Raw genomic sequence first — 15,365 nt, 5'->3', positions numbered from 1 at the left:
GCCCGCTTTGCGGGCTTTTTCGTATGGGAGATTGGCTGAGTTGGGCAGCCCCGCGCGACGGCGATTCAGTTCCTGAGTACACATTTCGTTTTAATCGTAAGCAAACTGATCAATCAATCCCAGACGAGGCACACGTGTGTGGGGCCGCAACAAAGCTCCAGGAGCGATCACGGCATTTGCGCCAACCTTGCAGCCGTCACCCACCAGCGCTCCGAACTTGCTGACGCCTGTTTCGATCACCTGATCTTCGTGACGGATCTTGATATCAGCCCCATCCAGTTCGTTCCGGTAGTTGGCAATGATCGCGCCGGCTTCAATATTCACCGCTTCGCCAATCACTGAGTCGCCGACGAAGTTGAAGTGGGCAAGTTTGCTGCCATCGAGCACGAAAGTACTTTTCAGCTCGCAGCTGGGGCCAACGATGCAGTTTCTGCCGAGATACACACCACCACGAAGATAAGCGCCCGCGGCTACAAAACAGCCTTCGCCGATGATGATTGCGCCTTTGAGAACGGCGCCTTGCTCAACGATGGCGGTTTCATGAACGGCACAATTGCCTTGACGCCGGTAGCCGGCGCCGAGCGTTTCAAGCAATGCGAGGATTCGGCTCTCGCAGTCCTGAGTCACCGCCCAAGGGGCAGTCGAGCCGACGCCCAGTAAAGGCCAACTGGCGATGTAGTCGTCGATTTTTGCTGATTTCATAAGCATCTTCCGAACAAGTGAGATTGGTATGCGATCTGCTGCAACATCATCGGCGCGCTCAAACTGTCGACTGTTGGAACGACACGCTGTGCCTGCCAGTCGTACCTGTTTACGAGCATTCTTCAGGTACGACGCAATGGATAAGACAATTACCGTGGATCAACTGGCTACCACTGATCTGGGATCAATCAACGAGATATGGCTCGGCGGAACTCATACCCAGTTATGCCTATGGCGTGCTGAACAGGTCTTCACCCACGAAATGCTCAGCGAGGGTACTCATGATCAGAATGTCCAACGCCTGTGTTTGCAACTGGTGGATCCTGACGATCAGGCCGCAGTGGCTCGCGTTGAAGTGATCGCGCGCGAACGACTGGAAGAACTGGGCAAGCAGGGTGAGTTTTACCCCGCCGAGGAGGCGGACACTTATCAATAATCGCTCTGCATCCGATGAAAAGCGCTGCGGCTAAAGCAGCGCCTCAAGCGGGCTCTTCAAGCCTGCGCACATCACCCAAGGAATCACGCTGCATCGACTGCAAGTTCTTTTCAATGGTTTCGCACAGCGCTTCCATTTGAATCTGGTGTTCGCTGTGGCGGAACGGGCTTTGCAGATCGGTGCCGATGCGTTCGATGGCCAGCAGCATGAACCCGACCACGGTCGACGCCAGGGGCGTGAACCAGCCCAAAGATTCAACCAGTCCCACCGGTACGATCAGGCAGAACAGCGAAATGAACAGCCGTGGAAAATACACGTAAGGGTAGGGCAGCGGCGTGTTGGCGATCCGCTCCATGCCGCCCTGGCTGTTGGACAGGTCCACCAGCGTCGACTCAAGTCGCGCCAGGCGAATACTGTCCAGATGCCCGGCCTTGTATTCCTTGGCGAGTAACGTCGCCGAGCCGGTGAGGATATCGTTGGCAAAGTTATTGGTTGTGCCACTGCGGGCAAACTCTTCGGCGGGAATAAACGCCCGCACCTCGTCAGGACAAGGCTGACCTTGCAGATGCGCGGCAAGGCAATTGACGTAAGCGACGTGGCGGCGCAACAGCGTGGATTTGACCGGATTCACCTCGCCACCCGCATCGTCCAGCAGCGTCAGCACCTGCCGGGCGAAGCTGCGGGAATTGTTGATCATCGAGCCCCACAGCGTTCGGGCTTCCCACCAGCGGTTGTAGGCACTGCTGTTGCGAAAACTGATCAACACGATCAACGCTGAACCGAGCAAGGTCAGCGGCATCAGCGGCAGATTCAGCTTGGCGTTGAGAAACAGCATGAAATCCACGGTGACGGCGATGTCCCAGAGCAGCAACCAGAACAAGGACCAGCCCACGTAGCCGAGGGTCTTGATGATCAGACGGTATTTTTTGACGATGGCAGCTTTCAAACGGAAACCTCGTGGCGAGCAGTTTGCTTAAACGCTTAAGCTCGGACGATGCCTGGCACCGGCAGTTCCCTGGTGAAGCGGTCAACCGTCAGTCAATCTGCGGAGCCGGGCTAGCTGAACGGCTAATATTTTCGAGAAAAATCCTTATCTGTCGACTTGACTGCGTTACGCGGGGGTTTGCCGCGCTGCCGACGCACTGGATTGTCGGTCCGCCCGGTCGCCGAGCCGCCAACCCAGCAGACCCCATAGCAGTGCACACAGCGCGCCGACCAGCGCTGCCATGCCTGCACCTTGGCCGAGGGCGTCCAGCGCGCTTTTCGCCCAGGCACTGATGGCGTCGCCGGCGCGGTAGACCACGGTGTCGATGACGTTCTTCGCCTTGTACTTGCTTTCGGCATCGAGCGGGGCAAACAGCATCTCCCGGCCTGGGCGCACGAAGGCGTACTCTCCGATGCGACGCACGATCATCAGCGCGGCGATCAGGCCGAAGCTGGGCGCAAAAATCAGGCCGATGAACCCTGCGCACATGACCAGCGGCACCATGGCCAACAGCACGCCGACGCCGAGCTTTTGGGCGAGGCGTCCAGTGATGAACAGCTGGCAGAGCAGGGCGCCCGCTTGCACGACAAAGTCGATGATGCCGAATACCCGCACCTGCGCCTCGCGGTCCGGGAAGTGTTCGGCGACGACACGTGCCTGCTCGAAGTAAAGGAAGGTGGAGACTGTCGCCAACAGCACCACAAAGCCGCAAATACCGATCAGATAGGGTGATTTCAAAACGGCCGTCGTACCGCTGAACGGATTACCCGGCAACGGCCTGCGGGGGCTTTCGCTCGGCGCGGCATCGGGGCGTCCTGCGCCACCCCGTTCACGCCAGTGCATCAGCCTGCGCTTGAACAACATCGCAGCGCCGAGCAAAACAGCGGCCAGCAGCATCAGGCCGGACTCACCCAGCGGCCCGATCAGCAACGCGCTCAGCGCAGGACCACTCAGACCGCCGACGCTGGCGCCCGCTGCGATGAAAGCGAACAGGCGTTTGGCCTGGGCACTGTCGAACACGTCGGCCATCAGGCTCCAGGCGACCGATACGACAAACAGGTTGTAGACCGATATCCAGACGTAAAACACGCGCGCCAGCCACGGGCTGTCCTCACCCAGGAACAAGACGGCGAACAACAACAGGTTGGCGCAGAAAAATCCGTACACCCAGTCCACGAAATGCAGGCGCGGCACGCGTGCGCTGAGCCAGGCGAACAGCGGAACGGCCGCCAGCATGACCAGGAAGGTCGCGGTGAACAGCCACTGCAAGTTCTCGACGCCGGCAGTGATGCCCATCGATTCGCGGATCGGGCGGAGCATGAAATAGCCGGCGAACAGGCAAACGAACAGCAGAAAGCCATGGAGCGCAGGGCGCAGCTCGTGCGCCTCGGCATTGATGATGGCGCCGGCGCGGTGGGCGAGAAGAGACGTATCCATGTTGCGCTCCTGTAGGAGTGGCGGGGCAATGGCACGGGGCTTGGCCGTGCCGGCGCAGTCAGCGGTAAGTGACGCCGGTCAGTCGCTCGGAGAGTTGCCACAGTGTGTCCGAATTCGAGCGATCGGCAGCGGCCGGTGGCATCCTGGCAAAGCCCAGCGGCCCGCGCTTCTCGTTGTCTCCGGTGGGCCCATAGTAGGCGCCGCCGACGGCCTCCAGCGCCGTCGCCGCATACAACGTCGGCAGCGCGCCCTGCGCTGCGGAATGATACCTGTCCCGCTCTAAAGCCCATTGTTTGCCGAATTCGCTGTCCAGGCCAGGCCCGCGAGCGATCAGCTCGGTCACGGCAACACCGGGGTGCGCGGCGATGCTGCGTATTCCCCAACCGGCGGCGTCGCTGCGTTGCTGCAGCTCGATACTCCACTTGAGTATCGCCAGTTTCGATTGGCTGTAGCTGGCGAAAGGGTCGTAAGCGCGCTCAGCCTGCAGGTCATCGAAGTTCAGGACTGCGCGCCCTGCGGCGATGCTCGACAGGCTGACCACCCGAGCATCGTCGCTTTTGCGTAGCAGGGGCATCAGCAGGCCGGTCAGGGCGAAATGCCCCAGGTAATTGGTCGCCAGCTGCATCTCGTAGCCGTCGGCCGAAACGCCTCGAACCGGCGGCGACATGATCGCGGCGTTGTTGATCAGCACGTCGAGCCTTGGCAGGCGCCCTTGCAAACGGTTGGCGAGATCGCGCACCGATTGCAGATTGGCAAGATCCAGGGTTTCGAATTGCACTCGCGCCTCGGGCACGGCTTGCTTGATGTTTGCGATCGCTTCGCGGCCGCGCTCGGCGTTGCGTGCGGCGATGATCACCTCGGCACCGGCTCCCACCAAGGCCAGCGCGTCCTCATAGCCCATGCCGCTGGTCCCCCCGGTGACCAGTACGATGCGGCCTTTCTGGCTGGGCATGTCCTGGGTGGACCAGTCCGGCTTCGGCTCCGTTCGGGGAGTGGCCTCCGCAGCCAGTGTGCCGGTCAGCGCGGAAATGGCGAACAGCGTTCGGGCGGCCTTGAGGATGCGTTGGGTCGCGGTATTGCTCGGCGTAGCGGGTGAATGAATCATCGGGGAGTTCTCATTCGCGTCATAGGTTCCCGGTTGGCGGGGCGAGTGAGCAGTATCGGTGTACGAATGCGCGAGGATAAGCCGGGCATTGGTGGATGGCCCGTACGGTATGGCGTACAGTCAGGCGCCTGCGGAGGGAGCATCCATGCGTAAACCAAACCTTACCGATGTGTCGATATTTGCTGCGGTGGTCGAGGCGGGGGGATTTCGTGCTGCGGCGCAGAAGCGCGGTTTGTCCGCCTCGTCGCTGAGCGACTGCATGCGTCGGCTGGAAGGAGACTTGGGCGTGCGCCTGCTCAATCGAACCACCCGCAGCGTCACGCCGACGGCGGCCGGCGAGCGATTGCTCGAGCGCCTGCGCCCGGCCTTGCAAGAAATCGACGCCGCTTTCAACGATCTGGACGACGACGCTCAGCGCCCGGTCGGCACGCTAAAGCTCAATGTGCCAGTGCCGGTGGCACGCTTTCTGTTGCCCGACCTGCTGGCGCGTTTTCTGCGCCTTTATCCAGGGGTCAGTGTCGAAGTCGTCATGGACAACACCTTCGTCGACGTCAACGCTGGCGGGTATGACGCCGGCGTGCGCTATGAAGAGAGCCTGGCCAAGGACATGATCGCCGTGCCCATCGGCCCGCGTCGCCAACGCTTCGTTGCAGCCGCCGCCCCGGGCTATCTGGCTGAACGCGGTACGCCCACTCACCCCGAAGAACTGCCGGGCCATGACCTGCTTGGCCATCGGTTCGAGAGTGGCAAAGTCGGCGTATTCGAGTTTCATCGAGACGGCCGTATCGTGCGTATCCCGCCTCAAGGGCCACTGCTGACGTCGTCCCACGATTTGACAGTTCGCTCGGCCATCAACGGGCTGGGCATCATCTATACCTTCGAGGATTTTCTGCGCGAGCCGCTCTCCGATGGTCGACTGGTGCGGATCCTCGAGGACTGGTGGCAGGCCTTCGACGGTCCGTTTCTTTACTACCACGGACGCCGTCACATGCCTTCGCCGCTGAGGGCGTTTGTGGATTTTTTGCGGGGCGAACGGCAGTCGGCAAAGAACTCAGGCGTTGTCAGCGCCGTGTCGTAAGGCCTGCATCAATCGTTGGACGACGTGGGCTTCAACGGCACCTTCATTGGCTCCCATCTCGAAACCCGCGCAACAGGCTGATGCGTTGCCATCGCAGACTCGGTAAACGGCAATGACACTGCCGGGTCCGCAACCCGTGTGTCCGCTCAGCATCAATCCGCCCTCAATCGAACCCTGCATCAAACCAAGGCCGTACCCCGGAGCGATCCATGGACGTCCTGGAATCGGCCCGCCCAAGGGTTGTGCTGTCTGCATTGCCTGGAGCAACGTCGAGGGAAGGAGTTGGCCGGCGAGGAGCCGATCCAGTAATAACGCCGCTTGCGAGAGGGGGCCAATCAGCAAGCCGTGATAGACCCAGGCGGGGTCGTAGTTCAACGTATTCCCACCTTGGCATTCCTTCAAATCGGCCCGCGTTTTAGCGAAGCGAACGCTCGAAAGGCCTAATGGGGTCAAGACGCGTCGGCGGATGGCCTCTTCAAGCGTCAGCTCAGTGAGCTGTTCAATAAGTCTCACGACGAAAAGGTAACCAACATTCGAGTAACGCCATCCGGTGCCAGGGCTGTATCGAAGTCGCGCACCCTCAAGACGTTGCATCATTTCAATCACCGGCCATGCATCCTCATTGCCAGCGACGGCGGCGTGATATTCAGCCAGCTCGCCATAATCGGCGAGACCTGCCTCATGCCGCAGCAACTGACGCAGCGTAAAAGGCTGGTTGAGAACTGGCTCGTCCAGTTCGATCAGACCGTCACGTACCAATGAAAGCGCGGTCGCTGCCAACACTGTTTTGGTAAAGCTCCACCATGGGGTTATGGGGTCTGAATGGTCGAGGTGGTGAGCCTGGCCGTTCAATACAAGTGAGCTGGGCATTGGCTTTCCTGGGGGTTTGACGAAGCGAGAGTTCGATACGATAGCTTGTCTGGCCGAGGTCGGAAACGGCGATTGACCGCTTCGGTCGCAGCCTTCGTCAGCCTCACGTCGTTGGTCGGGTACGGCAATTCCACCAAGGCGCCGTTCACACGCGCCGCCTCCTAGGTTCAAACCTGAAGGCACGACTTGGCCCCGTTATGCGGCTCATCAAATCACCGCACAGGCGATTGATTGTTCTGTTTCCAAGCTCTGGGAGTCACACCTTCGGTTTGCACGAATATTCGACAGAAGTGAGATTGATCAAAGAAACCACACTCCAGTGCAATCTCCGCAAGCAACAATCTAGACGTCTGAAGCAACTGCTTGCCCCGCAAAATCCGCTGCGCTCGCATCCATTCTTTGGGTGAGACGAGAGTGCTCTTTTTGAACTGACGGGTGAAATGGCTGCGCGATAGCGCACAGGCCTGTGCGATAGCTGCCACTGAAATATCTGCGTCCAGGTTATCGAGCATCAGCTGCTCCGCGCGTTGAATCTGCCAAGGTTTCAATTGCCCGGTCTGTTTAGTCACATCCTTAAGTGAGGACGCGCATGTTTCCTTTTTCATCCTGATTCCTTTTTTCCCAGTAGCCGGTTGATAAGCTCAATCCTGCGGTCAGTCGATGGAAAAAATTTAACGGAATGCGTGTCGTTATGGGGGCGCAATTTTGCGCTGCTGGAGGCGCAAAATTGCGCATTTTCAATAGTGTTTCCGGTGCTAGCCTTTGCCTCCCGACAACTCGAATCGACATCATTCGATTCGTCATCTGCAAGGAGAAAGCAATGGCTGCTTCACAACCGCACGGCAAAAACACCGCTTACTGGGGAGTCTCATGGGAGGAGGGCTACGGCTATCCCCAGGCCAGAAAAGTTGGAAACGAGATCTATATCTCGGGTCAGTTCAACCACGATGAGGAGGGCAACCTGGTTGCTCCCGCGCCTTTGAATAGCGAGGGCAAGCCCAGCGATTTCTCGTCGATAGGAGAGCAGATGCGCGCCTCTTACGACAACATCGCCAAGTTGCTCGCGCTCTATGGAGCAACCCTTAATGATGTCGTCGAAGAAACGCTATACGTATTGGATATGGACGCGGCCTTCGCCGTGGTAGGTGATGTGCGCAAAGCCGCATATCGCACTGAGCGGCCCCAGTGCGCGAGCAATATCATCGGTGTATCCAGGTTGGCTCAACGTTCACAGCTGATTGAAATTGTCTGCAAGGCTGTCATCGGATCTAGCGCCCACTAAGAGACGCTCCCGGTTTCGCGCTGCGCAACCGGGAGATCCAGCTGCCCTTCGATCAAAGGCTTTTGATGCGCTACGGCTGCTGCACAAAAAGTCATGAACGCCTTTACTCTCCATGACTTTCGAATGTCCTGATGCGTAAGCAGCCAGAGCTCATCCTGTAGTTCGCGCACAACTGGCCCGACGCGTGTTAACCCAGGCGTAATGTCTCCCAGCATGCACGGCAGAAACCCATAACCAAGGCCTGCCGCAATGGCGACGCTCGCCGCCGCGACTGAGTCGGTGCGATAAGAAATACAGTCGGCGCTGACTCTGTCCTCGACGTAGCTCTTAGCTTTCAATCCACATAATCCTGCGGAATAGGACACCCACGGTTGGCCTTCTGCGAACGGGATAGTAGTCGCTTGTTTTATGCTGCCATAAGGCGCCCATGCAATCGAAGCGAGCTTGCGCCCGACGAGACTTTCGGCAGGATTTGTGGTCGCTCTCACCGCTACATCAGATTCATCGCGAGCGAGACTTAACGTCTCGTTGCCAACCAGAACCTCCATGGCAATTCCTTCATTAAGCGCCTTGAAGTCGGCGATGATCGGCGTGAGGAAATACAGCAGCAGGGAGTCGCTAGTAGTGATCCTAAGTTTTCCAAGTAGCCCTTGACCTGCCCGAGAAACTCGACGCGTGACGCTCACGATATCAAGCTCGACGCGTTCGGCGAGGGCCCTTAACTCAATGCCCTCGGGCGTCAGCATGTACCCCGAGCGACGGTGGTCAAATAGGGCGACCCCAAGTGTCTTTTCCACTTGAGCCACACGACGCGATACGGTGGATACATTGATCCCCAACCTCTTTGCAGTCGTGGCTCTATTGCCGCATTCACTTAGCGTTTTAATGATTCGCAAATCGTCCCAAGAAAGTTGATTTACAGCCTCGCTTAAATTCTGGGTGACGCCGGTTGGTACGGGCGGAGTGGTTGAAGCTTTTTTTGATGATGATTTCACGCCAAGCATCCCAAACTTAGGTTGCTCATCATACGAAATGGCTTGAGGTGAACCAAGAATCGCGTGCACAAGCAGACTTTGCCCAGCATTCTGGTTGAAAAGGGTGTCAGTCGATGGGGTAGCGAAGATCGGATGTTGCCCTGGTTGGGGCCTGCCGATCCGCCTCGGCGGGAGCAATGCAGGCTGGGTGCCGGTGCGCTCACGGGAGGGAGCGTCTGCGGACTTGGGCGCGCCTGACAGCGAGATTTGCCGAGAAATGGGGATTCGGGGCTCCGGTTTGGAGCTGTAGTTTCAGCTTTCTTTAGTGGTCAGGTCGGATTCTTGCTGCTGGCCGCTTTCGGCCAAAAGCGGACACGTACGCAGGGTTAGCAGCCCTCCTTGAAGATCTTGGGCCGCATGGCGGCCATGGTCAGGATGCGAACGAAGGACGTGGCGGGCGCTCGATCAGGAATATCGGCGGCGGGGGAACAGCGTGTCGAAGTGCATCGACTCGCATCGATGGCATTGGCGAGGTCGCCAGCATCAATGCGGCCGTGAGTTGCGGCGTTTCGTGCTGATGATCAGGAGTCAGTGGCGAGTGATAGTGTTCCGAAAGAATTGAGTGGCCGGATGAAACTTCTTTGCCGTGAGAGTGATGGGCGTCTTGAGTGATCTCCCACGCTGGCTGTTGCGACGGCACCGACAACGAATAGGTATGCCCGGCCCAAGCCATGAACATGGCGAGTGCAAGCGCGATTACCACCGTCGTTGTCAGTGTCCTGTTGAACATGGAATTCGGTTTTCGGCCTGTTTGATGGGGCTTTCTCATGTTTGACCGTATCCCCTTGGGGGGGATAGGATGCGAGCATAATTCATCGAAGCCCGGGCCTCAAGTCATGAGTGAGCAAGAACACGAACACAGCCATCCCCATACCCACCAGAGTCACGAGGCGATCATCAAGCGCCTCAAGCGAGCGGACGGTCATTTGCGCGGCATCATCACCATGATCGAAGAAGGGCGTCAGTGCGTGGATATCGCTCAGCAGCTTCATGCGGTTGAGAAAGCGATCTGCCAGGCCAAACGAACACTCATCCAGGATCACATCGATCATTGCCTGGAGGACACCGTCTCGGCGTTGAACAATGGTGAGCGGGCACCGCTGGAAGCCTTTAAACAAATCACCAAGTACCTTTAGGTCATGCCCGATTTTGCTGAACTCCCACGACAGGGCGAGGCTCAAGTCTGGCTGTATCTCCCGAGCGCTATTTTGCTCGGAGGCTTACGAGGTTGGTCAATAGTAGTATCAAGTCTCCTGGTCACGATCACCGGTTGGGCCATCGGCGATGCTGGTCATCGATCACGTATGGATGTTGGTGATCCGGACCTTCTTGGCCGTGGATGTGTGCGTCATCTTTCGGCAGGTTCTCGTGGGTATGTCTGATCGACTCCTGGTCATGAGCTGGACGCCAAATCACGATACCGACCACCAGCGCAGCACATGCCAACAAAGCCAGCCCGACAAATGACGCAGTGAGACTGATATTCGCGCCCAACCACCCAGCCAATGGGTAGGTAATCAGCCAGCAGGCATGGGATAACGCAAATTGGGCGGCGAACAATGCCGGCCGGTCTTCGGCATGTGCCGAGCGTCGCAATAGTCGACCGCTTGGCGTTTGAGCCAGCGAATAGCCCACCCCCAGCACCAGCCATAGCGGCAGAAGGAAGCTATAAGTGGTCAGGCTGATGCCAACCAGTAAGCCTGCGACCAGTATTCCACCGCCAGCCAGCATGGCCGTTCGATCTTTGATGTTGTTCAGCAGCCGAGGCAAGACCAGTGCTGAAACCATCGAGCCACCTCCAAACGCAGCCAGCGCCAATGCGGTCGAGCTTTGAGGCAGAGCGAAGCGCGATTGCACCAACACCACCGTATTGACGATAACCATGGCACTGGCGGCAGCCACTGTCAGATTGAGAGCCAATAGCCCACGCAAACGCGGTGTGGCCAGAAATATGCGCATACCTCGAGTGGTTCGTTCGTAAATGCTGCGTCGTGGTATCTGCTTCGCCTTTGGCAACAATACCGTGGCAACCAAAGCAGCAGAGGCCAGGAAGCCGATGACCGTGCCGGCGAACAGGTTGTGGAAGCTGATCACGGTCAGCAACGCGGCGGCGAGCATCGGGCTGGCAACACTTTCAAGATCGTAAGCCAGGCGCGATAGCGACAAGGCGCGGGTGTAATCGTCTTCATCCGGCAGGATGTCTGGAATAGTCGCTTGAAACGTGGGAGTGAACGCTGCCGAAGCTGATTGAAGGACGAAGATCAGTACGTAGATTTGCCAGATTTCCGTCACGAACGGCAGAGCCAACGCGACGAAGGCTCGCACCAGGTCCAGCGACACCAACATTGCACGCCGGGGAAGTCGCTCTGCAAAAGCCGCGGCGATCGGCGCAACGCCAATGTAGGCGGTCATTTTGATTGCCAACGCCGTACCGAGTACGGCTCCCGCTTGGGCTCCGGCCAGATCGAACGCAAGCAGGCCCAATGCGACCGTGGCAAGACCAGTCCCGACGAGTGCGATCACTTGCGCAAGGAAGAGATGACGGTAGGTTCGGTTGGCCAGAATTTTCAACATGAGCAATCTCGAATGCAGACGCGTGTGCCTATCTGCTCACTGAGGCTTCCCGCAGAAAAAGAAGCGACGAGCTCTGGTTTGCAGACGATTTTATATCCCCCTGGGGGGGATTATAGGTCATCCTAAGCCAGAGACGGGAGTAGCTCAATAAATAAGCACTCGACCTTTGATCGAATCTCCGGAAAAGTCGCTTGCTCAATGAAGGCACCTGGCCATACGCTGCAATGCGTGAGGCCTCTCACAACAATAAAAACACGAGCATGGAGCAAGCCCTGATGAAACTGTCCGCCATTCTGATTGCCGCCATATTGTCGATTACATCCGTTGCTGCCTTTGCGCACAGCGGTGGCACTGACTCGAAGGGTTGCCATCGCAACCATAAAACCAACGACTACCACTGCCACTAAACGGCAAGAGCCAGCGCAAGGCTGGGCTCTTGTGATGAGCGCGGTGGGGGGCGGGACATAAGCGTACGCCCGACCTTCATCGCTTGTATTTGAAGCTCTGCACCTCACCGGTAACAGGGCGTTTTCGGTTACTCCACCGGCACGACGTTATCCAACGCCTGATTAACCGCCAGCTCGCCGAGCATGACGACCTGCGCGATACCTTGCAGCGTCTTGCGCGCAGATCCTTCAACCATCCCGATCACATCACTCAACATCACCGAGGCCGAGCCCAGCGATTCGCTGGCGTTGACCAGCAATTCTTCGGTCGCGGTTTTCGAATTGGCGAGGAACATGCTGCTGGTCTGGTAGGGCGTGGTTTTGATGATGTCGGTGGGTTTGAGGTAGTGGTCGAGGGCGCGGTCGGCGGCTTCGTGGAGTTTTTTTGAGTCGAGAGATTCGTAGGGCGAGGTTGGGTCCGACTGTGGCGGGTTAGGCGTTACTTTGAACATGGTGAAGCTCCATATGTGACCAAGGGAGCCATCACTCTCGCTACCAAACGAAGGGTGGTGGCCATACGAAGGTTGGTAGACCGGCCCACATGGAAAAACCGGCGCGCTCGAAAACGCCCTGCGCATGGCCACCATAAAACCGATGCGAAAGCATCTGCAGACGGTGACGTTATGCGCCATGTGGAAAGCGGGCTACCAAACCCGATCACTGTTTTTCAGTGACCGGCCAACGATAGAACCACGGCCCGAGGCGCACAAGCCGGCGGATTCTGGCGTAGTCGTAGGCAATGGCGCAAGGCGTTGTAGCTTGCTGGCATGGTCTGGATATCGCTTTTAAACGAGGTGTTTAGGAAATTGGGTTTGGCTGATGTTGTGTGTTGACTGGGCTGGAGTCTTCGCGAGCAGGCTCACTCCTACAGGGGAGGCACTTTGTACTCCGGTTCATCCCATCACAGATTTTGAACTTTGCTTTCGGCGCCATTTCCATTGTTTGAGGTGACAACCCTCCAGCTCCTCCACACCTGAACCAAGGAATGACCGTGACGGCTCCCACTGATAAAACTTCTCTGCGCCGGGCTATCACTTTCCCGATGCTGTTTCTGTTTATTCTCGGCGATGTTCTGGGGGCGGGGGTTTATGCTCTCGCCGGAACGATCGCAGGGGAGGTGGGCGGCGCGATTTGGGTGCCGCTGCTGATTGCGCTGTTCTTTGCCATGTTGACGGCGGGTTCCTACGCGGAGCTGGTGACCAAATATCCCCACGCCGGCGCGGCTTCGGTGTTCGCGGAAAAGGCGTTCAAATCGCCGCTCATCTCCTTCCTGGTCGGTTTTTGCATGCTGGCGGCTGCGGTCACCAGCGCTGCGGGGTTGTCGCTGGCGTTTGCCGGTGATTACTTGAACGCCTTTGTCGACGTATCGCCGCAGATTGCCGCGCTGGTGTTTCTCCTGGCAATCGGCCTGCTCAATGCGCGGGGGATCAAGGAGTCGCTGGGGGCGAACCTGGTGATGACGGTGATTGAGCTGTCGGGGCTGCTTCTGGTGATCGTCGCTGCTGTCTGGTATTTCCGCACAGGCGAGGCGGATCTGGGGCGAACGCTCACGTTCAAGCCGGGCGTCAGCCCCATGCTGGCGGTGCTGGGTGCGGCATTGCTCGCGTTCTACTCCTTCGTGGGTTTCGAAACTTCGGCCAATCTAGCCGAGGAAATCAAGAACGTGCGCAAGGTCTACCCGCGCGCCTTGTTCGCGGCGTTGATCACGGCTGGCGTGGTTTACATGGCGGTGGGTGTGGCGGCTTCTTCGGTGTTGCCTACCGAGAAACTGGTAGCCACGTCGGCGCCTTTGCTGGAGGTTGTCCGCGCGTCGACCCTCGCAATCCCGCCGGCGCTGTTCTCTTTCATTGCGCTGATCGCTGTGGCCAACGGTGCGCTGTTAACCATGATCATGGCCAGTCGATTGACGTATGGCATGGCCAATCTGGGTCTGTTGCCGGGGGTTTTGGGGGCGGTGCTGCCTGAACGAAAAACTCCTTGGGCGGCCATTGTCGCAACCACCCTGGTGGCGATTGCGCTGACACTCACGGGCACTTTGGCAACGCTGGCAGAGACGGTGGTTTTACTGTTGCTGTTCGTGTTTCTGAGTACCAATGTGGCGGTGCTCGTGCTTCGTCGCGACAGGGTCGAGGAGGATCACTTTCGCGTGCCGACCTTCGTTCCGGTGCTTGCGATCGTGTCGTGTCTGGTTCTGCTCAGTCAGCAGGGCTGGGAAACGTGGTTGCGCGCGGGGGCGTTGATCATTGTCGGGGTGTTGCTGCACGGTTGTTCTCGTATCAACTTGTCTGCGATCAGTAAGGCGGGTTAGTGCAGCGGTTCCTGGCTGGGGATTGGTGGTGTTTGGGCTTACGTTATCGCGAGCAGGCTCACTCCTACAGGGGGTGGGTGGTGGTATTGAAATGTGTCACACGTTGTCAGTCGGCGGTGGGGTGAGTAAGCTGCCGACATGAATCAGACTTCAGTTTCCCCATCCTTCCCCGGCCCGCGTGGTCCCGTCGATCACGACATTCGTGATCAGATTGTCGCGGCGGCCAACGAGCATTTCAGCCAGTACGGCTACGCCAAGACCACGGTATCCGATCTGGCCAAGGCCATCGGTTTCTCCAAGGCGTACATCTACAAATTCTTCGATTCCAAGCAGGCGATTGGCGAGGCCATCTGCGCTAACTGTCTGGGCCAGATCGTTGCGGCGGTGGAGCAGGCGATAAACGAGGAAGACCTGACGCCCACCGAGCGTTTCCGCCGTTTGGTGAAAACTGTGATTGCTACGGGCGTGGATCTGTTCTTCAACGACCGCAAGCTCTACGACATTGCCGCATTCGCCGCTGGCGAAAACTGGCCGAGTGCGCAGCGTTACGATGCGCAGATCAAGCGCTTTATCACCGACATTGTCCGTGAAGGGCGCGAGGTCGGTGAGTTCGAGCGCAGGACGCCGCTGGATGAAACCGTCGAATCGATCCACTTGGCGCTGCGGCCCTTCGTCAATCCGCTGATGCTGCAACACAACCTCGACTTCATCGAAGTGGCGCCCACGCTGACTTCGAACCTCATCTTGCGAAGCTTGATGCCTTGACCGTCTGCTGATCCGGGGAGTCGGATCAGTCGCCCCAACCCAATCCTGTTCCTGACGCAACGAAATTTCCGCTGTTCTGGGTGTGACTGCTGACTGGTATGGTCACTCGGACTACATGGCCGCCGCAGCTTGGTTATTTCAGTGCTGCGTACCGGGTTCTCGGTTGATCAGTCTCCGGCCAACAACACCAATCGCGGACCGCGTATTCAACGGCACCTTGGTAGGCAAAGGTTCCTACAGCGCCAAATACAAGAACAGCGCCAGCGGCCTCGGCACTTCCGTCAGCTATCGCTTTTGATTCAGCGCTGAAATCGGACTGGAAACTTTGTGACTGTTGACGGCA

The 15,365-nt window shown here is 58.2% G+C and carries 17 protein-coding genes and 2 pseudogenes; 8 read left to right on the top strand and 11 right to left on the bottom strand.

Translation table 11 applies throughout. The features are described from left to right. Positions 1 to 90 precede the first annotated feature (90 nt). On the bottom strand, positions 91 to 702 hold the full coding sequence (locus BLU71_RS10240) for a transferase (RefSeq protein WP_083352993.1): 612 nt from the start codon (positions 700 to 702) through the stop codon (positions 91 to 93). Positions 703 to 838: 136 nt separating this feature from the next. Here BLU71_RS10240 and BLU71_RS10235 point away from each other — a divergent pair, with 136 nt between their 5' ends. After that, on the top strand, positions 839 to 1,138 hold the full coding sequence (locus BLU71_RS10235) for a hypothetical protein (protein WP_042610244.1): 300 nt from the start codon (positions 839 to 841) through the stop codon (positions 1,136 to 1,138). Positions 1,139 to 1,181: 43 nt separating this feature from the next. Here BLU71_RS10235 and BLU71_RS10230 read toward each other — a convergent pair whose 3' ends face one another. The 3 genes from BLU71_RS10230 to BLU71_RS10220 all read right to left on the bottom strand — a co-directional run bounded on the left by BLU71_RS10230 (position 1,182) and on the right by BLU71_RS10220 (position 4,665). Beyond that, a complete protein-coding gene (locus tag BLU71_RS10230; RefSeq protein ID WP_065617128.1) occupies positions 1,182 to 2,084 on the bottom strand; it encodes a bestrophin family protein in 903 nt (300 codons plus the stop codon). A 165-nt stretch (positions 2,085 to 2,249) separates the two neighbouring features. Further along, entirely contained in the window at positions 2,250 to 3,560 is a 1,311-nt protein-coding gene (locus BLU71_RS10225; RefSeq protein ID WP_083352992.1) for an NTP/NDP exchange transporter, read from the bottom strand. A 58-nt stretch (positions 3,561 to 3,618) separates the two neighbouring features. Further along, positions 3,619 to 4,665, bottom strand: coding sequence for an SDR family oxidoreductase (locus BLU71_RS10220; protein WP_083352991.1), 1,047 nt, complete (start codon positions 4,663 to 4,665; stop codon positions 3,619 to 3,621). A gap of 145 nt (positions 4,666 to 4,810) precedes the next feature. Between BLU71_RS10220 and BLU71_RS10215 the strand changes: the two genes are divergently transcribed. Continuing rightward, positions 4,811 to 5,743 carry a LysR family transcriptional regulator gene (locus tag BLU71_RS10215; protein ID WP_083352990.1) on the top strand — a complete coding sequence of 311 codons (933 nt, stop codon included), beginning with the start codon at positions 4,811 to 4,813 and terminating at the stop codon, positions 5,741 to 5,743. On the opposite strand, the gene BLU71_RS10210 is transcribed toward BLU71_RS10215, so the two are convergent. From BLU71_RS10210 to BLU71_RS10205, 3 genes and pseudogenes are all read right to left on the bottom strand, one after another. Continuing rightward, a complete protein-coding gene (locus BLU71_RS10210; RefSeq protein WP_083352989.1) occupies positions 5,717 to 6,613 on the bottom strand; it encodes a serine hydrolase domain-containing protein in 897 nt (298 codons plus the stop codon). The two genes, BLU71_RS10215 and BLU71_RS10210, sit on opposite strands and share 27 nt — an antisense overlap. Positions 6,614 to 6,669: 56 nt before the next feature. After that, positions 6,670 to 6,774: pseudogene (locus BLU71_RS28145) on the bottom strand (DNA-directed DNA polymerase); the annotation flags it as partial. Positions 6,775 to 6,825: 51 nt separating this feature from the next. Further along, complete coding sequence (locus tag BLU71_RS10205) at positions 6,826 to 7,218, bottom strand: AraC family transcriptional regulator (RefSeq protein ID WP_083352988.1); 393 nt, start codon at positions 7,216 to 7,218, stop codon at positions 6,826 to 6,828. Between the two features lie 215 nt (positions 7,219 to 7,433). Here BLU71_RS10205 and BLU71_RS10200 point away from each other — a divergent pair, with 215 nt between their 5' ends. Then, positions 7,434 to 7,895 carry a RidA family protein gene (locus tag BLU71_RS10200; protein WP_083352987.1) on the top strand — a complete coding sequence of 154 codons (462 nt, stop codon included), beginning with the start codon at positions 7,434 to 7,436 and terminating at the stop codon, positions 7,893 to 7,895. Here BLU71_RS10200 and BLU71_RS10195 read toward each other — a convergent pair. Both BLU71_RS10195 and BLU71_RS10185 read right to left on the bottom strand, forming a co-directional pair. Further along, the gene (locus BLU71_RS10195) at positions 7,892 to 8,899 is read right to left on the bottom strand and encodes a LysR family transcriptional regulator (protein WP_083352986.1); all 1,008 of its coding nucleotides are present in this window, start codon (positions 8,897 to 8,899) and stop codon (positions 7,892 to 7,894) included. The genes BLU71_RS10200 and BLU71_RS10195 overlap by 4 nt on opposite strands. Before the next feature lie 400 nt (positions 8,900 to 9,299). Continuing rightward, positions 9,300 to 9,659 (bottom strand): hypothetical protein, encoded by a 360-nt coding sequence (locus tag BLU71_RS10185; RefSeq protein WP_083352985.1) that lies wholly within the window; start codon positions 9,657 to 9,659, stop codon positions 9,300 to 9,302. Positions 9,660 to 9,765: 106 nt separating this feature from the next. Here BLU71_RS10185 and BLU71_RS10180 point away from each other — a divergent pair, with 106 nt between their 5' ends. Further along, entirely contained in the window at positions 9,766 to 10,065 is a 300-nt protein-coding gene (locus BLU71_RS10180; RefSeq protein WP_083352984.1) for a metal-sensing transcriptional repressor, read from the top strand. A 127-nt stretch (positions 10,066 to 10,192) separates the two neighbouring features. Here BLU71_RS10180 and BLU71_RS10175 read toward each other — a convergent pair whose 3' ends face one another. Beyond that, positions 10,193 to 11,503, bottom strand: a complete 1,311-nt coding sequence (locus tag BLU71_RS10175) for an MFS transporter (protein ID WP_083352983.1) — start codon at positions 11,501 to 11,503, stop codon at positions 10,193 to 10,195. A gap of 275 nt (positions 11,504 to 11,778) precedes the next feature. Here BLU71_RS10175 and BLU71_RS28140 point away from each other — a divergent pair, with 275 nt between their 5' ends. Next, positions 11,779 to 11,910, top strand: coding sequence for a YHYH domain-containing protein (locus tag BLU71_RS28140; protein WP_116657708.1), 132 nt, complete (start codon positions 11,779 to 11,781; stop codon positions 11,908 to 11,910). Positions 11,911 to 12,038: 128 nt separating this feature from the next. Here the strand turns inward: BLU71_RS28140 and BLU71_RS10165 are convergent, their stop codons facing one another. Then, the gene (locus BLU71_RS10165; protein ID WP_083352981.1) at positions 12,039 to 12,401 is read right to left on the bottom strand and encodes a DUF6124 family protein; all 363 of its coding nucleotides are present in this window, start codon (positions 12,399 to 12,401) and stop codon (positions 12,039 to 12,041) included. Positions 12,402 to 12,934: 533 nt separating this feature from the next. Between BLU71_RS10165 and BLU71_RS10160 the strand changes: the two genes are divergently transcribed. The 3 genes and pseudogenes from BLU71_RS10160 to BLU71_RS27480 all read left to right on the top strand — a co-directional run. Then, entirely contained in the window at positions 12,935 to 14,257 is a 1,323-nt protein-coding gene (locus tag BLU71_RS10160) for an APC family permease (protein ID WP_083352980.1), read from the top strand. A gap of 138 nt (positions 14,258 to 14,395) precedes the next feature. Further along, entirely contained in the window at positions 14,396 to 15,022 is a 627-nt protein-coding gene (locus BLU71_RS10155; protein ID WP_083352979.1) for a TetR/AcrR family transcriptional regulator, read from the top strand. 141 nt (positions 15,023 to 15,163) lie between these two features. Beyond that, positions 15,164 to 15,320: pseudogene (locus BLU71_RS27480) on the top strand (transporter); the annotation flags it as partial. Positions 15,321 to 15,365 lie beyond the last annotated feature (45 nt).

The organism is Pseudomonas moraviensis (assembly GCF_900105805.1).
Classification (GTDB): Bacteria; Pseudomonadota; Gammaproteobacteria; order Pseudomonadales; family Pseudomonadaceae; genus Aquipseudomonas; species Aquipseudomonas moraviensis_A.
The sequence above is the reverse complement of the archived record's forward strand: the minus strand, read 5'-3'. Positions and strand labels throughout refer to the sequence as shown.